This is a genomic window from Sinomonas albida (assembly GCF_004919045.1).
GTDB lineage: Bacteria > Actinomycetota > Actinomycetes > Actinomycetales > Micrococcaceae > Sinomonas > Sinomonas albida.
Genome location: NZ_SWDW01000001.1, coordinates 411,739 through 427,450, shown reverse-complemented (window position 1 = coordinate 427,450; position 15,712 = coordinate 411,739). Strand labels below are relative to the sequence as shown.

At 70.9% G+C, this 15,712-nt stretch carries 11 protein-coding genes; 5 read left to right on the top strand and 6 right to left on the bottom strand.

Annotated elements, in window-relative coordinates:
• The first annotated feature begins 311 nt into the window (after positions 1-311).
• The 3 genes from E6A26_RS01885 to E6A26_RS01875 are packed head-to-tail and all read left to right on the top strand — an operon-like array spanning position 312 to position 5,160.
• Entirely contained in the window at positions 312-1,349 is a 1,038-nt protein-coding gene (locus tag E6A26_RS01885; protein WP_136609466.1) for an AAA family ATPase, read from the top strand.
• 5 nt (positions 1,350-1,354) lie between these two features.
• Positions 1,355-2,710, top strand: a complete 1,356-nt coding sequence (locus tag E6A26_RS01880; RefSeq protein ID WP_136609465.1) for a DUF58 domain-containing protein — start codon at positions 1,355-1,357, stop codon at positions 2,708-2,710.
• The gene (locus E6A26_RS01875) at positions 2,704-5,160 is read left to right on the top strand and encodes a DUF3488 and transglutaminase-like domain-containing protein (RefSeq protein WP_136609464.1); all 2,457 of its coding nucleotides are present in this window, start codon (positions 2,704-2,706) and stop codon (positions 5,158-5,160) included. The genes E6A26_RS01880 and E6A26_RS01875 overlap by 7 nt, the downstream gene beginning before the upstream one ends.
• An 81-nt stretch (positions 5,161-5,241) precedes the next feature.
• Here the strand turns inward: E6A26_RS01875 and E6A26_RS01870 are convergent, their stop codons facing one another.
• Together E6A26_RS01870 and rsmI are read right to left on the bottom strand one after the other, a co-directional pair.
• Positions 5,242-6,744 (bottom strand): NAD-dependent succinate-semialdehyde dehydrogenase, encoded by a 1,503-nt coding sequence (locus E6A26_RS01870; protein WP_136609463.1) that lies wholly within the window; start codon positions 6,742-6,744, stop codon positions 5,242-5,244.
• Between the two features lie 178 nt (positions 6,745-6,922).
• Positions 6,923-7,774, bottom strand: coding sequence for a 16S rRNA (cytidine(1402)-2'-O)-methyltransferase (gene rsmI, locus E6A26_RS01865; protein WP_234864885.1), 852 nt, complete (start codon positions 7,772-7,774; stop codon positions 6,923-6,925).
• A 32-nt stretch (positions 7,775-7,806) separates the two neighbouring features.
• On the opposite strand from rsmI, the gene E6A26_RS01860 reads away from it, so the two are divergent.
• Both E6A26_RS01860 and E6A26_RS01855 read left to right on the top strand, forming a co-directional pair.
• Positions 7,807-9,462 (top strand): dolichyl-phosphate-mannose--protein mannosyltransferase, encoded by a 1,656-nt coding sequence (locus E6A26_RS01860; RefSeq protein WP_136609462.1) that lies wholly within the window; start codon positions 7,807-7,809, stop codon positions 9,460-9,462.
• A gap of 85 nt (positions 9,463-9,547) precedes the next feature.
• Positions 9,548-11,368 carry an AMP-dependent synthetase/ligase gene (locus E6A26_RS01855; protein ID WP_234864897.1) on the top strand — a complete coding sequence of 607 codons (1,821 nt, stop codon included), beginning with the start codon at positions 9,548-9,550 and terminating at the stop codon, positions 11,366-11,368.
• A 37-nt stretch (positions 11,369-11,405) separates the two neighbouring features.
• Here E6A26_RS01855 and E6A26_RS01850 read toward each other — a convergent pair whose 3' ends face one another.
• The 4 genes from E6A26_RS01850 to E6A26_RS01835 form a co-directional block, all read right to left on the bottom strand.
• Positions 11,406-12,509 carry a TIGR01906 family membrane protein gene (locus E6A26_RS01850; RefSeq protein ID WP_407695349.1) on the bottom strand — a complete coding sequence of 368 codons (1,104 nt, stop codon included), beginning with the start codon at positions 12,507-12,509 and terminating at the stop codon, positions 11,406-11,408.
• A gap of 153 nt (positions 12,510-12,662) precedes the next feature.
• Entirely contained in the window at positions 12,663-13,949 is a 1,287-nt protein-coding gene (locus tag E6A26_RS01845; RefSeq protein ID WP_234864881.1) for a L,D-transpeptidase, read from the bottom strand.
• A gap of 15 nt (positions 13,950-13,964) precedes the next feature.
• Positions 13,965-15,476 carry an adenosylhomocysteinase gene (gene ahcY, locus E6A26_RS01840; protein WP_136609459.1) on the bottom strand — a complete coding sequence of 504 codons (1,512 nt, stop codon included), beginning with the start codon at positions 15,474-15,476 and terminating at the stop codon, positions 13,965-13,967.
• A gap of 9 nt (positions 15,477-15,485) precedes the next feature.
• Positions 15,486-15,674 carry a Trm112 family protein gene (locus E6A26_RS01835; protein ID WP_136609458.1) on the bottom strand — a complete coding sequence of 63 codons (189 nt, stop codon included), beginning with the start codon at positions 15,672-15,674 and terminating at the stop codon, positions 15,486-15,488.
• Positions 15,675-15,712 lie beyond the last annotated feature (38 nt).

Sequence of the window (15,712 nt, the reverse complement as noted above, 5' to 3'; positions counted from 1 at the left end):
CCCGCAGATCAGGTTCGTGAACACTCATGCACCCGATCAGACGGCCCGAAGCGTCTACAACGTCCTGAGACACACTGTCTACGAGGTCCCGAGACAGAAGTGTCTATTAGGTCCCGAGACTTCACACCCCACCCCAATCCCTCTCGGGTACAGACAGCACGGGCCGGTCACAGTTCGGTCACAGGATCGGGGGCGCATCAGGGTCCGGGTTGCGGGTAACGTAATGAGCAAAAGGTGTGACGAAGGTCTCCTCTCCGGATCTGACAGAGGCCTCCTCCGGGTCACTCCTCCACTGGCCCCGAGGGGGACGCATGGATGTGCACCGCATTGGCGCGACCGCTCTCACGCCGCTGAGACAGAGCCCGCCGCCCAAGCCCCTGCCGGCCACGTCGTTCCGCGCGACGTGCGAATCGATCCTCGCCGCGGTCGACCGCGTGATCGACGGCAAGGCCGAGGCGTCCCGCGTGGCACTCACGGTGCTCCTCGCCCAAGGCCACCTCCTCGTCGAGGACGTCCCCGGCGTCGGCAAGACCATGCTCGCCAAGACCCTCGCGCGAACCATCGACTGCTCCGTGAGCCGCATCCAGTTCACGCCGGACCTGCTCCCCAGCGACGTCACGGGCGTCTCGATCTACAACCAGGCCACGCGCCAGTTCGAGTTCCGCCCAGGCGCCGTCTTCGCGAACATCGTGATCGGCGACGAGATCAACCGCGCCTCGGCCAAGACGCAGTCGGCTCTCCTCGAATGCATGGAGGAGCACCAGGTCACGGTCGACGGCACCTCCTACGGCCTGAGCGAGCCGTTCATGGTGATCGCGACCCAGAACCCCATCGAGATGGAGGGCACCTACCCGCTCCCTGAGGCCCAGCGCGACCGCTTCATGGCGCGCATCTCGATGGGCTACCCGGACGAGGCCGCCGAGATCGAGATGCTCGAGAGCCATCAGTCGGAGTCACCGCTGCTCTCGGTCGAGCCGGTCGCCGAGGCATCGGACCTGCTCGCGATGATCGAAACGGTCAAGGACGTCTTCGTCTCCGACCCGGTCAAGGAGTTCACGGTCGCGCTGGGCCGGGCCACCCGGACCAGCGAGAAGATCCGCCTCGGCTCGAGCCCGCGCGCAGTGCTCCAACTGCTGCGGGCGGCAAAGGCGCGCGCGGCGCTCGACGGGCGCGACTTCGTGCTGCCCGACGACATTGCCGCGATGGCACCGGCCGTCCTCACCCATCGGCTCATCCTGGACCGGCGAGCCGCGAGCGCAGGGCTCACGGCCGCCGGGATCCTCGAGGCGATCGTCGCGTCCGTGCCGCTCCCGTCCGACGGCGCGGCCCGCCTCCGCAGACAGGGCTGAGTCCCATGGCGTCCCCCACTTCGCGCTGGCGCGGCGCGCCGTGGCAGGGCTCGCTCACGGCCGCGGGGTGGGGATTCGTGGGCACCGGCGCCGTGGTGCTCATCGCGGCGCAGCTCATGGGCCGCCGCGACCTCCTGCACCTGTCCGTCTTCCTCCTCCTCGTGCCGGGGGTCGCGTGGCTCGCGAACCGGCTCTTCCGGCCCGGCCTCTCCGTGGACCGCGCGAGCGATCCGCCGGTGGTCGAGGCGGGCCGCACCGCGGAGGTCCGCCTCGCGGTGGGCCACACGGGCGTGCTCGTGGGCCGGCTCTCGATGGCGGAGCACCTCCCCGCGTCACTCGGCGAGGGCCCGGACTTCGCCTATCCCGGGCACACCGTCGGGTCCGACGGCGTGAGCCGCTACCGCTACCAGCTTGCGTGCGCCCACCGCGGCCTATACGTGCTTGGGCCCGTCGAGGCGCGCTCGACCGACGTCTTCGGACTCGCTGAGCAGCGCACGAGGATTGACTACGGAACGCGGCTCACCGTCACGCCGGCCGCCGTGCCGCTCGCGGCGTCCGTCCTGTCGGGGCTGCGCGGGATCGACGGCGTGATCGCCACCCGCATGCAGGCGAACCCTTCCGAGGACGACGTCATGACCCGCGAGTACCGCCACGGCGATCCGATGCGCCGGGTGCACTGGGCCGCGACGGCCCGCCACGGGCAGCTCATGGTGCGGCAGGAGGAGTCGGCGACCTCACCCGAGGCCACGATCGTGCTCGACCTCCGACGCGACGCGTTCCCCGCGGCGACCGGCCGCCCCGCTCCCCCCGGCGAATGGGCGCCGGGCTCGCCCGAGTTCGAGTGGGCCGTCACGGCCACGATGTCCGTCGCGGCGCACCTCGCCGAGCTCGACTACACTCTCCGCCTCCTCGACGCGGACGGAGCCCTCGCGCTGTCCCACTCGCCGTCGTCGTCCGTCCCCGATGCGCCGGACTTCTCGGGTCGCGAGGGCCTCGCGCAGGTCGCCGAGGGACTCGCCGCCATCCTCCCGCGCGGCGGGGAGAACGGGACGGCGGCGCTCGCACCGCACCCGGACGAGGGCTTCGGGGACCTGCTGCTCGACCGCATCGAGGCGCACCGGCAGCGTGGCCCGCTCGTGGCGATCCTCGGGCGCACGACCGCCCAGGACGCGCGCATCCTCGCGCCCGCCGCGGCTTCTGCGGAGCGCGCGCTCGCGCTCGTGGTCACGGATCATCCGGGCGCCTGCCGCGGTGCCGTCCAGACGCTCCGCGCCGCGGGCTGGCTTGCGATCGAGGCGACGGCGCACACCCGCCTCGAGGCCGCGTGGCTCGCACTCACCGCCGGGACGCAGTCATGGTGACGCAAGCCCCCACCCGGCCGGGCCCGGCGACGCCGCCGCCGAGCGGACCGCGGCCGCGCTGGCCCGCCCGCCCGCTCCCGTGGCGGCGCGCCGCCTTCGGCCTCTGCCTCGGGGTCTCGGTCGCCGGGGCGTCGCTGTCGTACGACGGCGTGCTCCGCTCGTGGGCCTGGCTGTACCCCGTGCTCGTGGTCGTCTTGGCGACCTCGGCCGCCACTGCCGCCGCCCGGCTCGTGCGCGCCCCGGTCGTGGTCCCCTCGCTCGCGGGGCTCGTCGTATGGGCGCTCTCGATGACGTTCATCTTCCTGCGCGACACCGCGGTCCTGGGCTTCATCCCGACGGCGCAGACCATCGAGGCGGCCCGCGAGGCGTTCGACGAGGCGTGGAACACGATCTCCTTCGAGGCCGTCCCCGCCGCACCCAACGTAGGCGTCGTCGCGCTCCTGACCGGCGCGCTCGGGCTCACGGCCCTCATCGGCGAGGCGATTGGCGTCGCGTGCCGCATGCCTGCCATCGCCGGCGTCGCACCGCTTTCCGTCCTCGTGGTTCCAGCGCTGCTCAAGCCGTCGGGACCGGGCGCGTGGGGTTTCGCGATCTCGGCCGCAGCGTACCTCGCGGCGCTGGCCCTCGCGCGCGCCGAGGCCGCGTCCGGTGCCGGCGGCGCCGCGCGGAGTTCGGGCGCGGCCGTCTCCCCGTCCCGCGTCGTGGCCATCGTCGCCGCGATCGTCGTGGGCGCACTGGTGGTCCCGGCCCTGGTCCCCGGGTTCGATCGCGGAAGCTTCCCCGAAGGCTCGCGGCTCAAGTACTTCGGCCAGAACGTGGGCCTCAACCCGTTCATCAGCCTGGGAAGCGACCTCCGCAGCGCCCAGGGCCTCGGAATCATCCACTACGCGACCGACTCGACCCAGTCCGTCTACCTCCAGACCGTCACGGTCGATTCGTTCGACGGCAGCACCTGGGGCCCCGACAACCGCGACGACCAGCGCCACTACGCCCTCAACTCGATCACGCAGAACACCGCGCAGACGGCCCCGCTCGCCACGACCACGACCGTCATCCAGACCGGGAACTTCACGAGCCCCTACCTTCCCGTCCCGTACGCGCCCGCCTCGGTGACGGGAGTCCAGGGGCGTTTCGGCTGGGACCCGTTCAACCTGAGCATCAAGGGCGAACCCGGGGGCAGCCTCGAGCAGAGCTACCTGGTCCACTCAGTCATGCCGAACGTGACCGCGGCGCAGCTCGACGCCGCGCGCTCAGGGCCGCGCGGGATCGGGCGGGAGACCTCGAGCATCCCAGGCGACGTGCCGGCCCTGGTGCGGACGACGGCGGATAGCATCACCAAAGGCGCGGCGTCGCAGTACGCCAAGGCGCTCGCGATCCAGGCGTACCTCCGCACGTTCACGTACTCGGAGCAGGCGCCCGTCCAGGACGGCTACGACGGAACCGGCATGGACGTCCTCGAGAAATTCCTCGAGAAGAAGTCCGGCTACTGCATCCACTTCTCCGCCGCCATGGCGGTCATGGCGAGGCTCGTTGGCATCCCGAGCCGGATCGCCGTGGGCTTCGCTCCGGGCCACCCCACGGGCGGGACGATCGCGGTCGCGGGCGTCGGTTCCCTCCCCGAGTACGAGGTCGACGCGCGCGACGCCCACGCGTGGCCCGAGCTCTACTTCGAGGGACTCGGCTGGATCCCGTTCGAACCCACCCCGTCCCGCGGCGTGCTCCCCGCCTATGCCCAGACGGACGCGCCCACCGGGGCGAGCACGAACCTCGAGAACCCCAACGACGGGCTCAAGGCAAGCGCGGGGCCCGCCGCCCCCGTTCCCTCGGCGACCCCGCATCCCACCGCGAGCGCGGCTCCGAGCGACGCGGAATGGGAGCCGATCGGCGCTATCGCCGTGGGCGCGCTCGTGCTGGTCGTTCTGCTCATCCTCCCCGCCGCGGTCCGCGCCGGGCAGCGGAGGCGACGGCTCACGCGCGGGATCGACGGCGCGTGGGAGGAGCTCGAGGCGCTCGGCTTCGATCACGGCGTCCCCGCGCACCCCTCGGACACCCCGCGGGCGTACGCGCGTCGCCTCGAGACCTGGGAGGCGGACGACGGCGGGGCCGTCGCCCAGGCGCTCGCGACCCTCACGCGCGAGTACGAGCGGTACGAGTACGGGCGCCCCGGCTACGAGACCGACCCCGCCGCCGCGCGCGAGGCGGTGGACGCGGTCGCCCGCGCGGGAAAGGCGAGCAGCTCGGCGCTCACTCGCGCCCGCATCGCCGCGCTCCCGCCGTCGGCCTTTGCCCGCCCGACCCACGCGATGGGGCGCGCCGCACAGCGGTCCAAGGGCGCCGCATCCCGCGCGCTGCGCCGTGTGTTCGGGCGGCTCCTGACGCCGCTGGCCCCCGCCGCCAAGGCGGCAGGGGCCAGCATCACGCGCCTGATCCGAGAGGTACGGCGGCGCTGAACGCACCGGCGCTGATTAGCCTTGGTACGGATCCGCAATGCTGTCGCTGTCCCTCCGCCCGTGGCGGGTCACCGGCGCTGGTTAGCCAGCGTACGGATCCGCAATGCCGATGTACTGCGTCGTCGTGTACTCCCCGATCCCCTCGGCGCCGCCCTCGCGGCCCAGGCCGGACTGCTTGACGCCGCCGAACGGGGCGGCCGCGTTGGAGATGACGCCCGCGTTGAAGCCGACCATGCCGTACTCGATCTGCTCGGCGACGCGGAACATGCGCGCGTAGTCGCGGGTGTAGAGGTAGGAGGCGAGGCCGTACTCGGTCGCGTTCGCGAGCCGGATGGCGTCCTCCTCCGTCGCGAAGGTCGTGATCGGGGCGACGGGGCCGAAGATCTCGTTCTTGAGGATCTCGGCGTCGTTCGGCACGTTCGCGAGGACGGTCGGCGCGTAGAAGTAGCCGTCGCCATCGAGGGGCCCGCCGCCGGTGGCGACCGTCGCGCCAGCTCCGACCGCTTCGGTCACGAGCGCGTGGACGTCCTTGCGGGCGCCGCCGTCGATGAGTGGCCCGACCTTGGAGTCCGCCTCGGTGCCGCGCCCCAGCTTGAGCGCGCCCATCGCCGCGGCGAACTTGGCGGTGAACTCCTCAGCGACCGATTCCTGCACGAGGAAGCGGTTCGCGGCCGTGCACGCCTCGCCCATGTTGCGCATCTTGGCGGCCATGGCCCCCTCGACGGCCTTGTCCAGGTCCGCGTCCTCGAACACGATGAACGGGGCGTTGCCGCCGAGCTCCATCGACGTCCGGAGGATGTTCTGGGACGCGTCCGCGAGGAGGCGGCGACCCACGGGGGTCGAGCCCGTGAACGAAATCTTGCGGAGGCGGTGGTCCTTCATGAGCGGGCCGGAGATGCCCGAGGCCGAGGACGAGGAGACGACGTTCAGCACGCCGGCCGGCAGCCCGGCCTCCTGCATGACGGCGGCGAAGAGCTGAGTGGTGAGCGGCGTGAACTTGGCCGGCTTGACGATCATCGTGCAGCCCGCAGCCACGGCCGGGGCGATCTTGCGCGTGGCCATCGCGAGCGGGAAATTCCACGGGGTGATGAGCAGGCAGGGGCCAAGCGGCTTCCGCTGGACCAGAATCTTGTTCTTGCCCTCCGGGGTCGTGACGTAGCGGCCGTAGTCGCGAACGGCCTCCTCCGAGAACCAGCGCAGGAACTCGGCGCCGTACGTGACCTCGGCGCGCGACTCGGCGAGCGGCTTGCCCATCTCGAGGGTCATGAGGAGGGCGAAGTCGTCGGCCCGCGCGGTCACGAGCTCGAAGGCGCGGCGGAGGATCTCGCCCCGCTCGCGGGGAGCGGTCCGTGCCCACGCGGCCTGAGCGGCGTCGGCGGCGTCGAGCGCGGCCACAGCGTCCTCGCTCGTCGCGTCCGCGATCTCGAGGAGGGACCTCCCTGTGGCGGGATCCTCGATCGCGAACGTCTTCCCGCCGGTGGCGTCGCGCCACTCGCCGTTGATGAGAAGGCCCGTGGGAACGCGGGCCAGCAGCTCCGCCTCGCGCTCGGGGGTGACAGATCCTGTGGTGGCAACGTCAGACATCTCGGCTCCTTCCGCCGTGCGGGGACTCAGCATCGGGTCCCTGGTTCCTTCGTCAACGCTAGGCTCTCGGCGGCGGGGGTGTCTACGCACGCCTGCATCACTGATCCGAGCCATCCCTGTGCGATTGCACAGAGAAGAACCGCGGAATCCCGGGGTTCCCGCCCCAGACACCGGCTCGTCACCGCGCCGCGAGCACCGCCGCGTACAGCTCGCGCTTGCTCGCCCCGGCGTCGCCCGCGACGGCGGCGACCGCGTCCTTGAGGCGCGCCCCGCCGTTCACGAGGGCGTTGACCTCGGCCACGAGATCCTCGGCGCTCGTGGGCTCGGCCTCGGGCGCACCCTCGACCACGACCGCGATCTCTCCGCGCACTTCGTGACCCTCGGCCCACGCGGCGATCTCGCCGGCCGTGCCGCGCAGCACCTCCTCGTAGGTCTTGGTGAGCTCGCGGCACACGGCCACGCGCCGGCCGGGCCCGAAGCCGTCCGCGAGCGCGCGGAGCATCGCGGGCAGGCGGTGCGGGGCCTCGAAGAAGACCATCGTGCGGCGCTCCCCCGAGAGCTCGGAGAGCCGGCCAGCGCGCTCGCCTGCTTTGCGCGGGAGGAAGCCGTCGAAGCAGAAGCGGTCAGTGGGAAGGCCAGACAGGGCGAGCGCCGTGAGAACGGCCGACGGCCCAGGAACGGCCGTCACCGTGAGGCCCTCGGCCACTGCGGCCTCGACGAGGCGGTACCCCGGATCGGAGACGCTCGGCATGCCCGCGTCGGTCACCAGGAGAACGGTCCGACCCGCGCGCACCTCCTCGAGCAGCTCGGGAGTCTTCGCGGCCTCGTTGTGCTCGTGGTAGCTCAGGACGCGTCCGGCCGGCTGGACGCCGAGGCCCTGGACGAGGCGATGCAGCCGGCGCGTGTCCTCGGCCGCGATGACGTCCGCCTCCGCGAGCAGTTCGACGAGGCGACGGCTCGCGTCGCCGAGGTTGCCGATCGGGGTCGCCGCGAGCACCACGCGACCGGGTCCGGGCTCAGATTCACGCACCCGCCCAGCCTACGCCGGTAGCATGGGCCGGGATGAGCGCCGCCACCGACACCCGCGAGCCCCGGCTCGGCTGGAACACCCGCCGGCGGTGGGTCGTCGCTCCGCCGGCTCCGCCGCGCGTCGTCGACGAGCTGCGTGAGCGGCTCCTCGGGCCGCTCGACCGGTGGCGCGATTGGCCGGCCCTCCAACGGACCCTGTACTGGGCCATCCCGCTCGTCACCGCCGTCATCGCGGGCCTCCTGCGCTTCACGGACCTCTCCCGCCCGCACAGCCTCATTTTCGACGAGACCTATTACGTCAAGGACGCTTACTCGTATCTCCAGTTCGGGTACGAGCGGAACTGGGGCGAGGACGCCAACGCGAAGTTCATCGTCGGCGATTTCAGCAGCATCCAGTCGACCCCCGAGTACGTGGTCCACCCGCCCGTCGGAAAGTGGATGATCGCGTTCGGCATGTGGCTCTTCGGGCCGTCGAGCTCGTTCGGCTGGCGCTTCTCCGCGGCCCTCGTCGGCACCCTGTCCGTGGCGCTCACAGCGTGGGCGGCGTACAAGCTCTTCCGTTCGCCCGTCGTCGCGGCCGCAGCGGGCGTGCTCCTCGCGGTCGACGGACACCACATCACGATGTCCCGCATCGGCATCCTCGACGTCTTCCTCTCGTTCTGGCTTCTGGTCGCGTTCTGCCTGCTGCTCAAGGACCGCGACGACGGACGACGGCGGCTCGCGGCTCGGCTGGGCAGGCTCGCCAGGCCGGACGGGAGAATCCCCGCGACGGCGCTCACCACCGGGCCGTGGCTTGGCGTGCGCTGGTGGCGCATCGCCGCTGGCGTCTCCCTCGGCCTCGCGGTCGGCGTGAAGTGGTCCGCCCTCGCGTTCGTCGCGGGCTTCGGGCTTCTCACCGTGCTGTGGGATGCGAGCGCGCGGCGCAGGGCGGGCATCCGCGCCTGGCTGCCCGCCGCCGTCGTCCGCGATGCCCCGCTCGCGGTGGTGAGCATCATCGTGGTGGGCGGCGCGGTCTACCTCTCGACGTGGACCGGCTGGCTCCTCTCCTCGGACGGCTACTTCCGCCATTGGGCCGACACCCACCCCGACCCCGTGTGGCAGTGGGTTCCGGGCGCGCTCCGCTCGCTCGCGCACTACCATCTCGAGGCGTACTCGTTCCACACGACCCTCACGACGACGCATCCCTACGCCGCGAGCCCGTGGAGCTGGCTCGTGCAGGGCCGGCCCACGTCGTTCTACTATGCCGAGCCGAGCACGGGCTGCGCGGCCGACCGCTGCAGCTCGGCCGTGCTCGCGCTCGGCAATCCGCTCATCTGGTGGGCCGGGACGATCGCCCTGGCGATCGCCGTCCTCCTGTGGGCGGGACGCCGCGACTGGCGCCTCGGCGGCCCGCTCTGCGGCATCGCTGCGGGGTACCTCCCATGGTTCCTGTACCCCGAGCGGACCATGTTCGCGTTCTACGAGGTCTCCTTCGAGCCGTTCTTCATCCTCATCCTCGCGTACATGATCGGCCACGTCCTCGGCCGGCCCACGGACCCACCGTGGCGGCGGCAGGCGGGACTGCTCGGGGTGGGGCTCTACATCGTGCTCGTCCTCATCGTCTCGGCCTACTTCATGCCCATCTGGACGGCGCAGACCATCACGTACGTCGACTGGCGGCTCCACATGTGGATGCCGAGCTGGGTGTGAGATTGGCAGAATGGGACCTGTGAGCAGCGGCACTTCGGAGAACGTCCGCCCCGATGGGGAAGGCCAGGATTCGGCCGACGGTGCCCTGCGCGAGGCGCACACCGACCGGCTCGGGCCTCGCAGGCCCGAGGGCGCGAACGCGACAGATCTGCTGCTCGAACGGGCCTCCGCCACCCCGGAGCGGGCCGTCTACGCGCTCCGCGACGGCACGTCGTGGCGCGACGTCGCGGCGGCCGACTTCCTCGAGCAGGTCCAATGGCTCGCGCGCGGCCTCATCGCCGGCGGCCTGAGCGCGGGCGACCGCGTCGCGATCCTCTCCCCCAGCTGCTACGAGTGGTCCCTCGTGGACTTCGCGATCTGGTACGCGGGCGGGGTGAGCGTGCCCATCTACGAAACCGATTCGCCCGCGCAGATCGAGTGGATTCTCCGCGACTCCGGCGCGAGCCGCGTCTTCGTCGCGCCGGCTCTCGGCGCCACCGTCACGGGGGTCCTCGAGGCCTCCCCCGACCTCGCCGAGCGGTTCATCCGGGTCACGTCGCTCGAGTTCGACGGCGAGGGCCCGACGCTCAGCAGCCTCGCGGGGCCGGGCCACGGCGTGAGCGACGCGGAGCTCGAGCGGCACCGGGCCGCGGCGGGGCTGAGCTCGCCCGCGACGATCGTCTACACGTCCGGCACCACCGGGAGGCCCAAGGGCTGCGTGGTCACGCATGGGAACCTCGTGCTGCTCACCGACAACCTGATCCCCCATCTCCCGGATCCGCTCGGGGCACCCGATCCGCGCACCCTCATGTTCCTGCCGCTCGCGCACGTGCTCGCGCATGCCGTCCAGGTCGTGTGCCTCGCCGCCGGCGCGACCGTCGCGTACAGCAGCCCGAACGAGCTCCTCTCGGCCCTGCGCAGCTTCCGTCCCACGTTCCTCCTCGGCGTGCCGCGCATCTTCGAGAAGGTCTACGCCGCCGCGCTCGACCAGGCGGCGCGCGCCGGCCGCTCCGGCGTCTTCGCACGTGCCGCAGCCGTGGCGCGCGACTACTCCGCCGCCGTCGACAATGCGGCCGCCGGTCGCGGCGAGGGCCCGGGCCGTCGCCTGCGGCTCGCGCATGCTGTGTTCGATCGCCTCGTCTACGGGCGCCTGCGCGCCGTGTTCGGCGGCGCGTTCACCACGGCGGTCTGCGGCGGCGGTCCGCTGAGCCCACAGCTGACACACTTCTTCCGCGGCGTCGGCGTCCCGGTCCTCGAGGGCTACGGCCTCACGGAGACCACGGGCCCGTGCACAGTCAACACCGCAGGTCACGTCCGGGTGGGCAGCGTGGGGCGCCCGGTGCCCGGAACCTCGGTGCGCATCGCGGACGACGGCGAAATCCTAGTACGCGGCATCGGCGTCTTTGCGGGCTACCACGGAGCGACGGAGGCCACCGCCTTCGACGCGGACGGCTACTTCGCGACGGGCGACCTGGGCCGTCTCGACGCCGACGGGTTCCTGACGGTCACCGGGCGGAAGAAAGACCTCATCGTCACGGCGGGCGGAAAGAACGTGGCCCCCGAGCCACTCGAGGAGGTCCTTCGCGCGAGCCCGCTCGTGGAGCACGCGCTCGTGGTGGGCGAGGGCCGACCGTTCGTCTCCGCCCTCATCGTCCTGGACCGGGACGGCCTCGCCATGTGGTGCCGCGAGCACGGCCGCAAGCTCGACGTCCACGCCGCGGCGACGGACCCCGCGGTGCTCGGCGAGGTCCAAGCAGCCGTCGACGCCGCGAACGCGCTCGTCTCGCGGGCCGAGAGCATTCGCAAGTTCGCCGTCGTCGGCCTCGAGCCGAGCATCGAAGCGGGGCAGCTCACGCCGTCGCTCAAGCTGCGCCGCGCGGCGGTCGTCGCCGACTGCCGCGACGAGATCGAGGCGATCTACTCCTGAGTCCCGCAGCTCGCGGGACCGGCTGTTCCTGCGGGGACTATTCCCGGGTCCTGGCCAGTTCGGCGTCCGCGGCCTCGGACTTCTTCTTGGTGGGCCACGCGAAGATGATCGTGAGCGAGCTGACCACGAGGACGAGCACGCCGATCACGATCGCCGAGTCCATCCAGAACTGGGACGGGAAGAGCCGGATGAGCGTGTCGGAGAGCTGGAACGTCCACGTGCCGTTCGCGAAGAACAGGTGGTGGAAGTCGGTGAAGAACGTCTGCCAGCCCATGATCGCGAACACCGCGAGAGCCACCACGAGGACGAACGTCACGATCGCGCCCGCGAACAGGCCCCTCGCGAAGGCCCCGCGGCGCTTGCGCAGCACGAAGTACACGATCACGAAGAACGCGAGCAGTACGGCCCCGGCCGCGTAGGCGAGGAGGAAGACGAGCTTGACGTCGGCCATGTGGCTCACCTCGCCGTCCGTGAACAGCGGGCTGCCGGACGGGAGCTGAAGGTCGCCGAGGTAGCGACGGCCGGCGAAGTTGGCGAGATAGTCGAGAGCGTATGAGCCGTAGGTGAGGCGGTCGTCGACCGAGAATCCGTAGCCGTCCCCGGGGAAGCCCGGGCGGAAGTACTCGAGCCACAGGAACGCGGGCGTCGCCACGAGGCGCACGGCCCCGATGAGGAGGAGGAACGGCATGAAGATCGCCATGAGCACCTGGAGGACCCGAGGGGCAACCGGCTTGGCCTTCGCGGCCGCCTCGCGCTGGGCGGTCCTGCGGCGGACCTCGTCCTCCGGCGGACGCATCTGGAGCGCGGACGTGGGCGACGGCTCACGGAGGTCGGTGGTCGCGCTGTGGCGGGATTCGTAGGCAGTCCCGGCTCCCGCGCCCTCGGCTAGGTCGGCGTGCTCGGAACCTTCGCCCTCGGCCTCGGCGCCGTGCCGCCCTGTGTCTTCGCCCTCTGCGGAGGATTCAGTGCGGTCGTGGTCGGCTCCGGAGGCTCCGGCGCCGTCGGGTGCTCCGTTGGAACGGTTCCGGAGCGCCGCGGCGTTGGAGGTCCGCATCCATTCGAAGGCGGGCTGGTCTGTGTCCTGAGAGTCGTCCAAGTCCACCTCCGGCTTCAGCTCGTGCCTGTCTTCCGTCACGTCCATCATCCACTCACGCCTCTGGCGGGTGCGCACACGGCGAACCCATATTCGATCTGTCCCTCCTCCCCACGGTAACGGGTCACCCGCCCGCACGTGGGCACGAGGCCGCGCTGTGGCCGAAGCGTTATCGGCGTGCCAGACGCGGAGAGTCGGCAATCAGGCGTTCGCGTACTGGGCCCACGGGATGTTCCAATCCCCGAAGCCGTCGTCGAAGTTGGCGAAGTCACCCTGCGTGTTGAGGATCTGCACGACGTCGCCCGTGGTCATGTTGTTGAACACCCAGGAGGCGCCGTCGGGCCCGAGCCCGATGCAGCCGTGGGACACGTTCGCGTTCCCCAGATACGGGATAGCGGTGTCGGTGGCCTGGTGGATGAACTCGCCGCTCGGCGTGAGGCGCGTGGCATATTCGACGTCGAGCTCGCCGTAGTTCGCAGGGTCGCCGGGCTTGAGGCCGATCGATGCCGCGACGAAGTGCGCCTTGCGCTGCTTCTCCATGAGCACGAGGAAGCCCTTCGCCGACGGGAACCGCGTGTCGCCCAGCGTGGCGGGCCACGTCTGCACGGGCTTGTCGTTGATGTAGGCCGTGAAGGTGTGGGCCTGGGCGTCCGCCACAGCGGTGCGCTTGTCGCCGATATGGACGGTGTTCGTCTTCGAGAAGTTCCCGATCTGCCCGTTTCCGAGATCGACCCCGAACAGGTCCATCTTCACGGTAATGGTGCTGCGCGCGGCCCAGTACTGCTCCGGCCGGTAGCGCACCACGGTGTCGCTGTACCAGTGGAACGCCCCCGCCTGGCCGGAGCTCGACGTGATCGTGATGGCCTTCTCGACGGCCTTCTTGTTCTTCACGGGCTCGCTGAACGTGAGCTGGATCGGCTGCGCGACGCCCACATTCATGCCGTCCAGCGGGTACATCGCGGCGTCGGCCTCGTTGGCCGTGGAGACGGTGGCGAACGTCGACGTCGCGGTCGCGGTCCGCCCCGCCCCGTCGAGCGTCGTGTAGCTCAGCGTGTACCTCGCGTTGAAGGAGAGCGAACCGGAGGAAGTCCACACCGAGCGGGCGGTGTCGAGGGTGCCCTCGACGTCCTGACCGGTGGACGAGCGCAGGCTCACGTTGTCGAGGGTGCCCCCGGCCGCCGTGACCGTGACGGGAGCGGAGGGATTGACCTCCTTCGCACCAGTCACCGGGACCGTCTGGGCCGAGGCAGGCGCGACGACGGGGAAGGCCGTGCCCGGCTGGGTGCGGACCGCGGTCGCGGCCTCCGAACCGATAGGGGACGCCTGGAGAGGGCCGACGGCGGCAAACGCCCCGCCGAGCGCCGCGACGACGAGCACCGCGACGAGGCTGATGATCTTGCCGCTCCGAGTCCCGATCCAGCCGGATCCGAGCCAACGCTGGCTCGGCTTCAGACGCCCGCCCTCGCGACGGTCCCCCATGATTCGCATGGAGACAATGCTAAGTCAGTAGCGGTAATGCGCTGGCTTATACGGGCCCGCCACGTCGAGGTCGAGGTAGTCTGCCTGGTCCTTCGACAGCTCCGTGAGCTCGACGCCCAGCGCGTCGAGGTGGAGACGCGCGACCTTTTCGTCGAGGATCTTTGGGAGCACGTAGACCTGCTTTTCGTACTCGCGCGCGGCGTGCTGCCCTGCGCCAGACTGATCGCGCTTCGTCCAGAGCTCGATCTGCGCGATCGTCTGGTTCGCGAACGAGTTGCTCATGACGAACGACGGGTGCCCGGTCGCATTGCCGAGGTTGAGCAGACGCCCCTCGGACAGCACGATGATCGAGTGCTCGCCGCGCCCCGCCTCGCCGTCCTGCCCGGCCTGGGCGGGGAAGACCCATTCGTGGACCTGCGGCTTGATCTCGACCTTGCGGATTCCCGGCAGCTTGGAAAGCCCGGCCATGTCGATCTCATTGTCGAAGTGGCCGACATTGCCCACGATCGCCTTGTCCTTCATCGCGGCCATGTGCTCGGCGCGGATGATGTCCTTGCCGCCCGTGGTCGTGATGAAGAGGTCGCCCTGGCCCACGACGGTCTCGAGCCGGGCCACCTGGTAGCCGTCCATCGCGGCCTGGAGGGCGCAGATCGGGTCAATCTCGGTGACCACAACGCGCGCGCCCTGGCCGCGCAGCGCCTCGGCAGCGCCCTTGCCCACGTCGCCGTAGCCGCACACGACCGCGACCTTGCCGCCGATCAGGACGTCCGTCGCGCGATTGATCCCGTCGGGAAGCGAGTGGCGGATGCCGTACTTGTTGTCGAACTTGCTCTTCGTCACGGAGTCGTTGACGTTGATGGCCGGGAACAGGAGCTTGCCCTGGTCCGCGAGCTGGTAGAGCCGGTGGACGCCGGTCGTGGTCTCCTCGGTCACGCCGTGAATGCGCTCGGCGGTCCGGGTCCACTTCTGGGGGTCGGCGGCCTGGCCAGCGCGGAGCACGTCGAGGATGATCCGATACTCCTCCGAGTCCTCCTCCGTGGGCTGCGGGACTGCCCCGGCGGCCTCGAACTCGACACCCTTGTGGACCAGCAGCGTCGCGTCGCCGCCGTCGTCGAGGATCATGTTGGGGCCCAGCTCGGGGTTCTCCGCGGCGCCGGGCCACGTGAGGATCTGCTCGGCGGTCCACCAGTACTCCTCGAGGGATTCGCCCTTCCAGGCGAAGACCGGCACGCCCTGCGGGTCCTCGGGAGTCCCGGTCCCCACGACGATTGCGGCGGCTGCCTCGTCCTGCGTCGAGAAGATGTTGCAGGAGGCCCAGCGGACGTCGGCGCCGAGCGCGACGAGCGTCTCGATGAGCACGGCGGTCTGCACGGTCATGTGCAGAGAACCGGCGATGCGCGCACCCTTGAGCGGCTGGGACTCCCCGTACTCCTCGCGCAGGGCCATGAGCCCCGGCATCTCGTGCTCGGCGAGGCGGATCTGGTGGCGGCCGGCCTCGTGGAGGGAGATGTCGGCGACGCGGTAGTCGAAGCTCACTGAGGACTCCTAGTGCTGGACCGGCGGAAGCAGCACCGGGATGCCGTCCTCGATCGGGTAACGCGGAACTGTGCCGTCCGGCGCCTGGGCGCTCGCCACGAGCTCATCGCCCTTCTGGACCAGAGCGGAGCCAGTTACGGGGCACCGCAGCAGGGCGAGGATGTCGGAGCGCAGCACCGGAGAGCTGAAAGACGGCATGAATCCCAGACTACATGGCCCTTGGGCCTGAGCCGCCC

Excerpts from the sequence above, each read along its gene's own strand:
- E6A26_RS01835 (WP_136609458.1), bottom strand. The coding sequence starts at position 15,674 with ATGCCGTCTTTCAGCTCTCCGGTGCTGCGCTCCGACATCCTCGCCCTG.
- E6A26_RS01845 (WP_234864881.1), bottom strand. The coding sequence starts at position 13,949 with ATGCGAATCATGGGGGACCGTCGCGAGGGCGGGCGTCTGAAGCCGAGC.
- E6A26_RS01850 (WP_407695349.1), bottom strand. The coding sequence starts at position 12,509 with ATGGACGTGACGGAAGACAGGCACGAGCTGAAGCCGGAGGTGGACTTG.
- E6A26_RS01870 (WP_136609463.1), bottom strand. The coding sequence starts at position 6,744 with ATGTCTGACGTTGCCACCACAGGATCTGTCACCCCCGAGCGCGAGGCG.
- E6A26_RS01860 (WP_136609462.1), top strand. The coding sequence starts at position 7,807 with ATGAGCGCCGCCACCGACACCCGCGAGCCCCGGCTCGGCTGGAACACC.
- E6A26_RS01875 (WP_136609464.1), top strand. The coding sequence starts at position 2,704 with ATGGTGACGCAAGCCCCCACCCGGCCGGGCCCGGCGACGCCGCCGCCG.
- E6A26_RS01880 (WP_136609465.1), top strand. The coding sequence starts at position 1,355 with ATGGCGTCCCCCACTTCGCGCTGGCGCGGCGCGCCGTGGCAGGGCTCG.
- E6A26_RS01885 (WP_136609466.1), top strand. The coding sequence starts at position 312 with ATGGATGTGCACCGCATTGGCGCGACCGCTCTCACGCCGCTGAGACAG.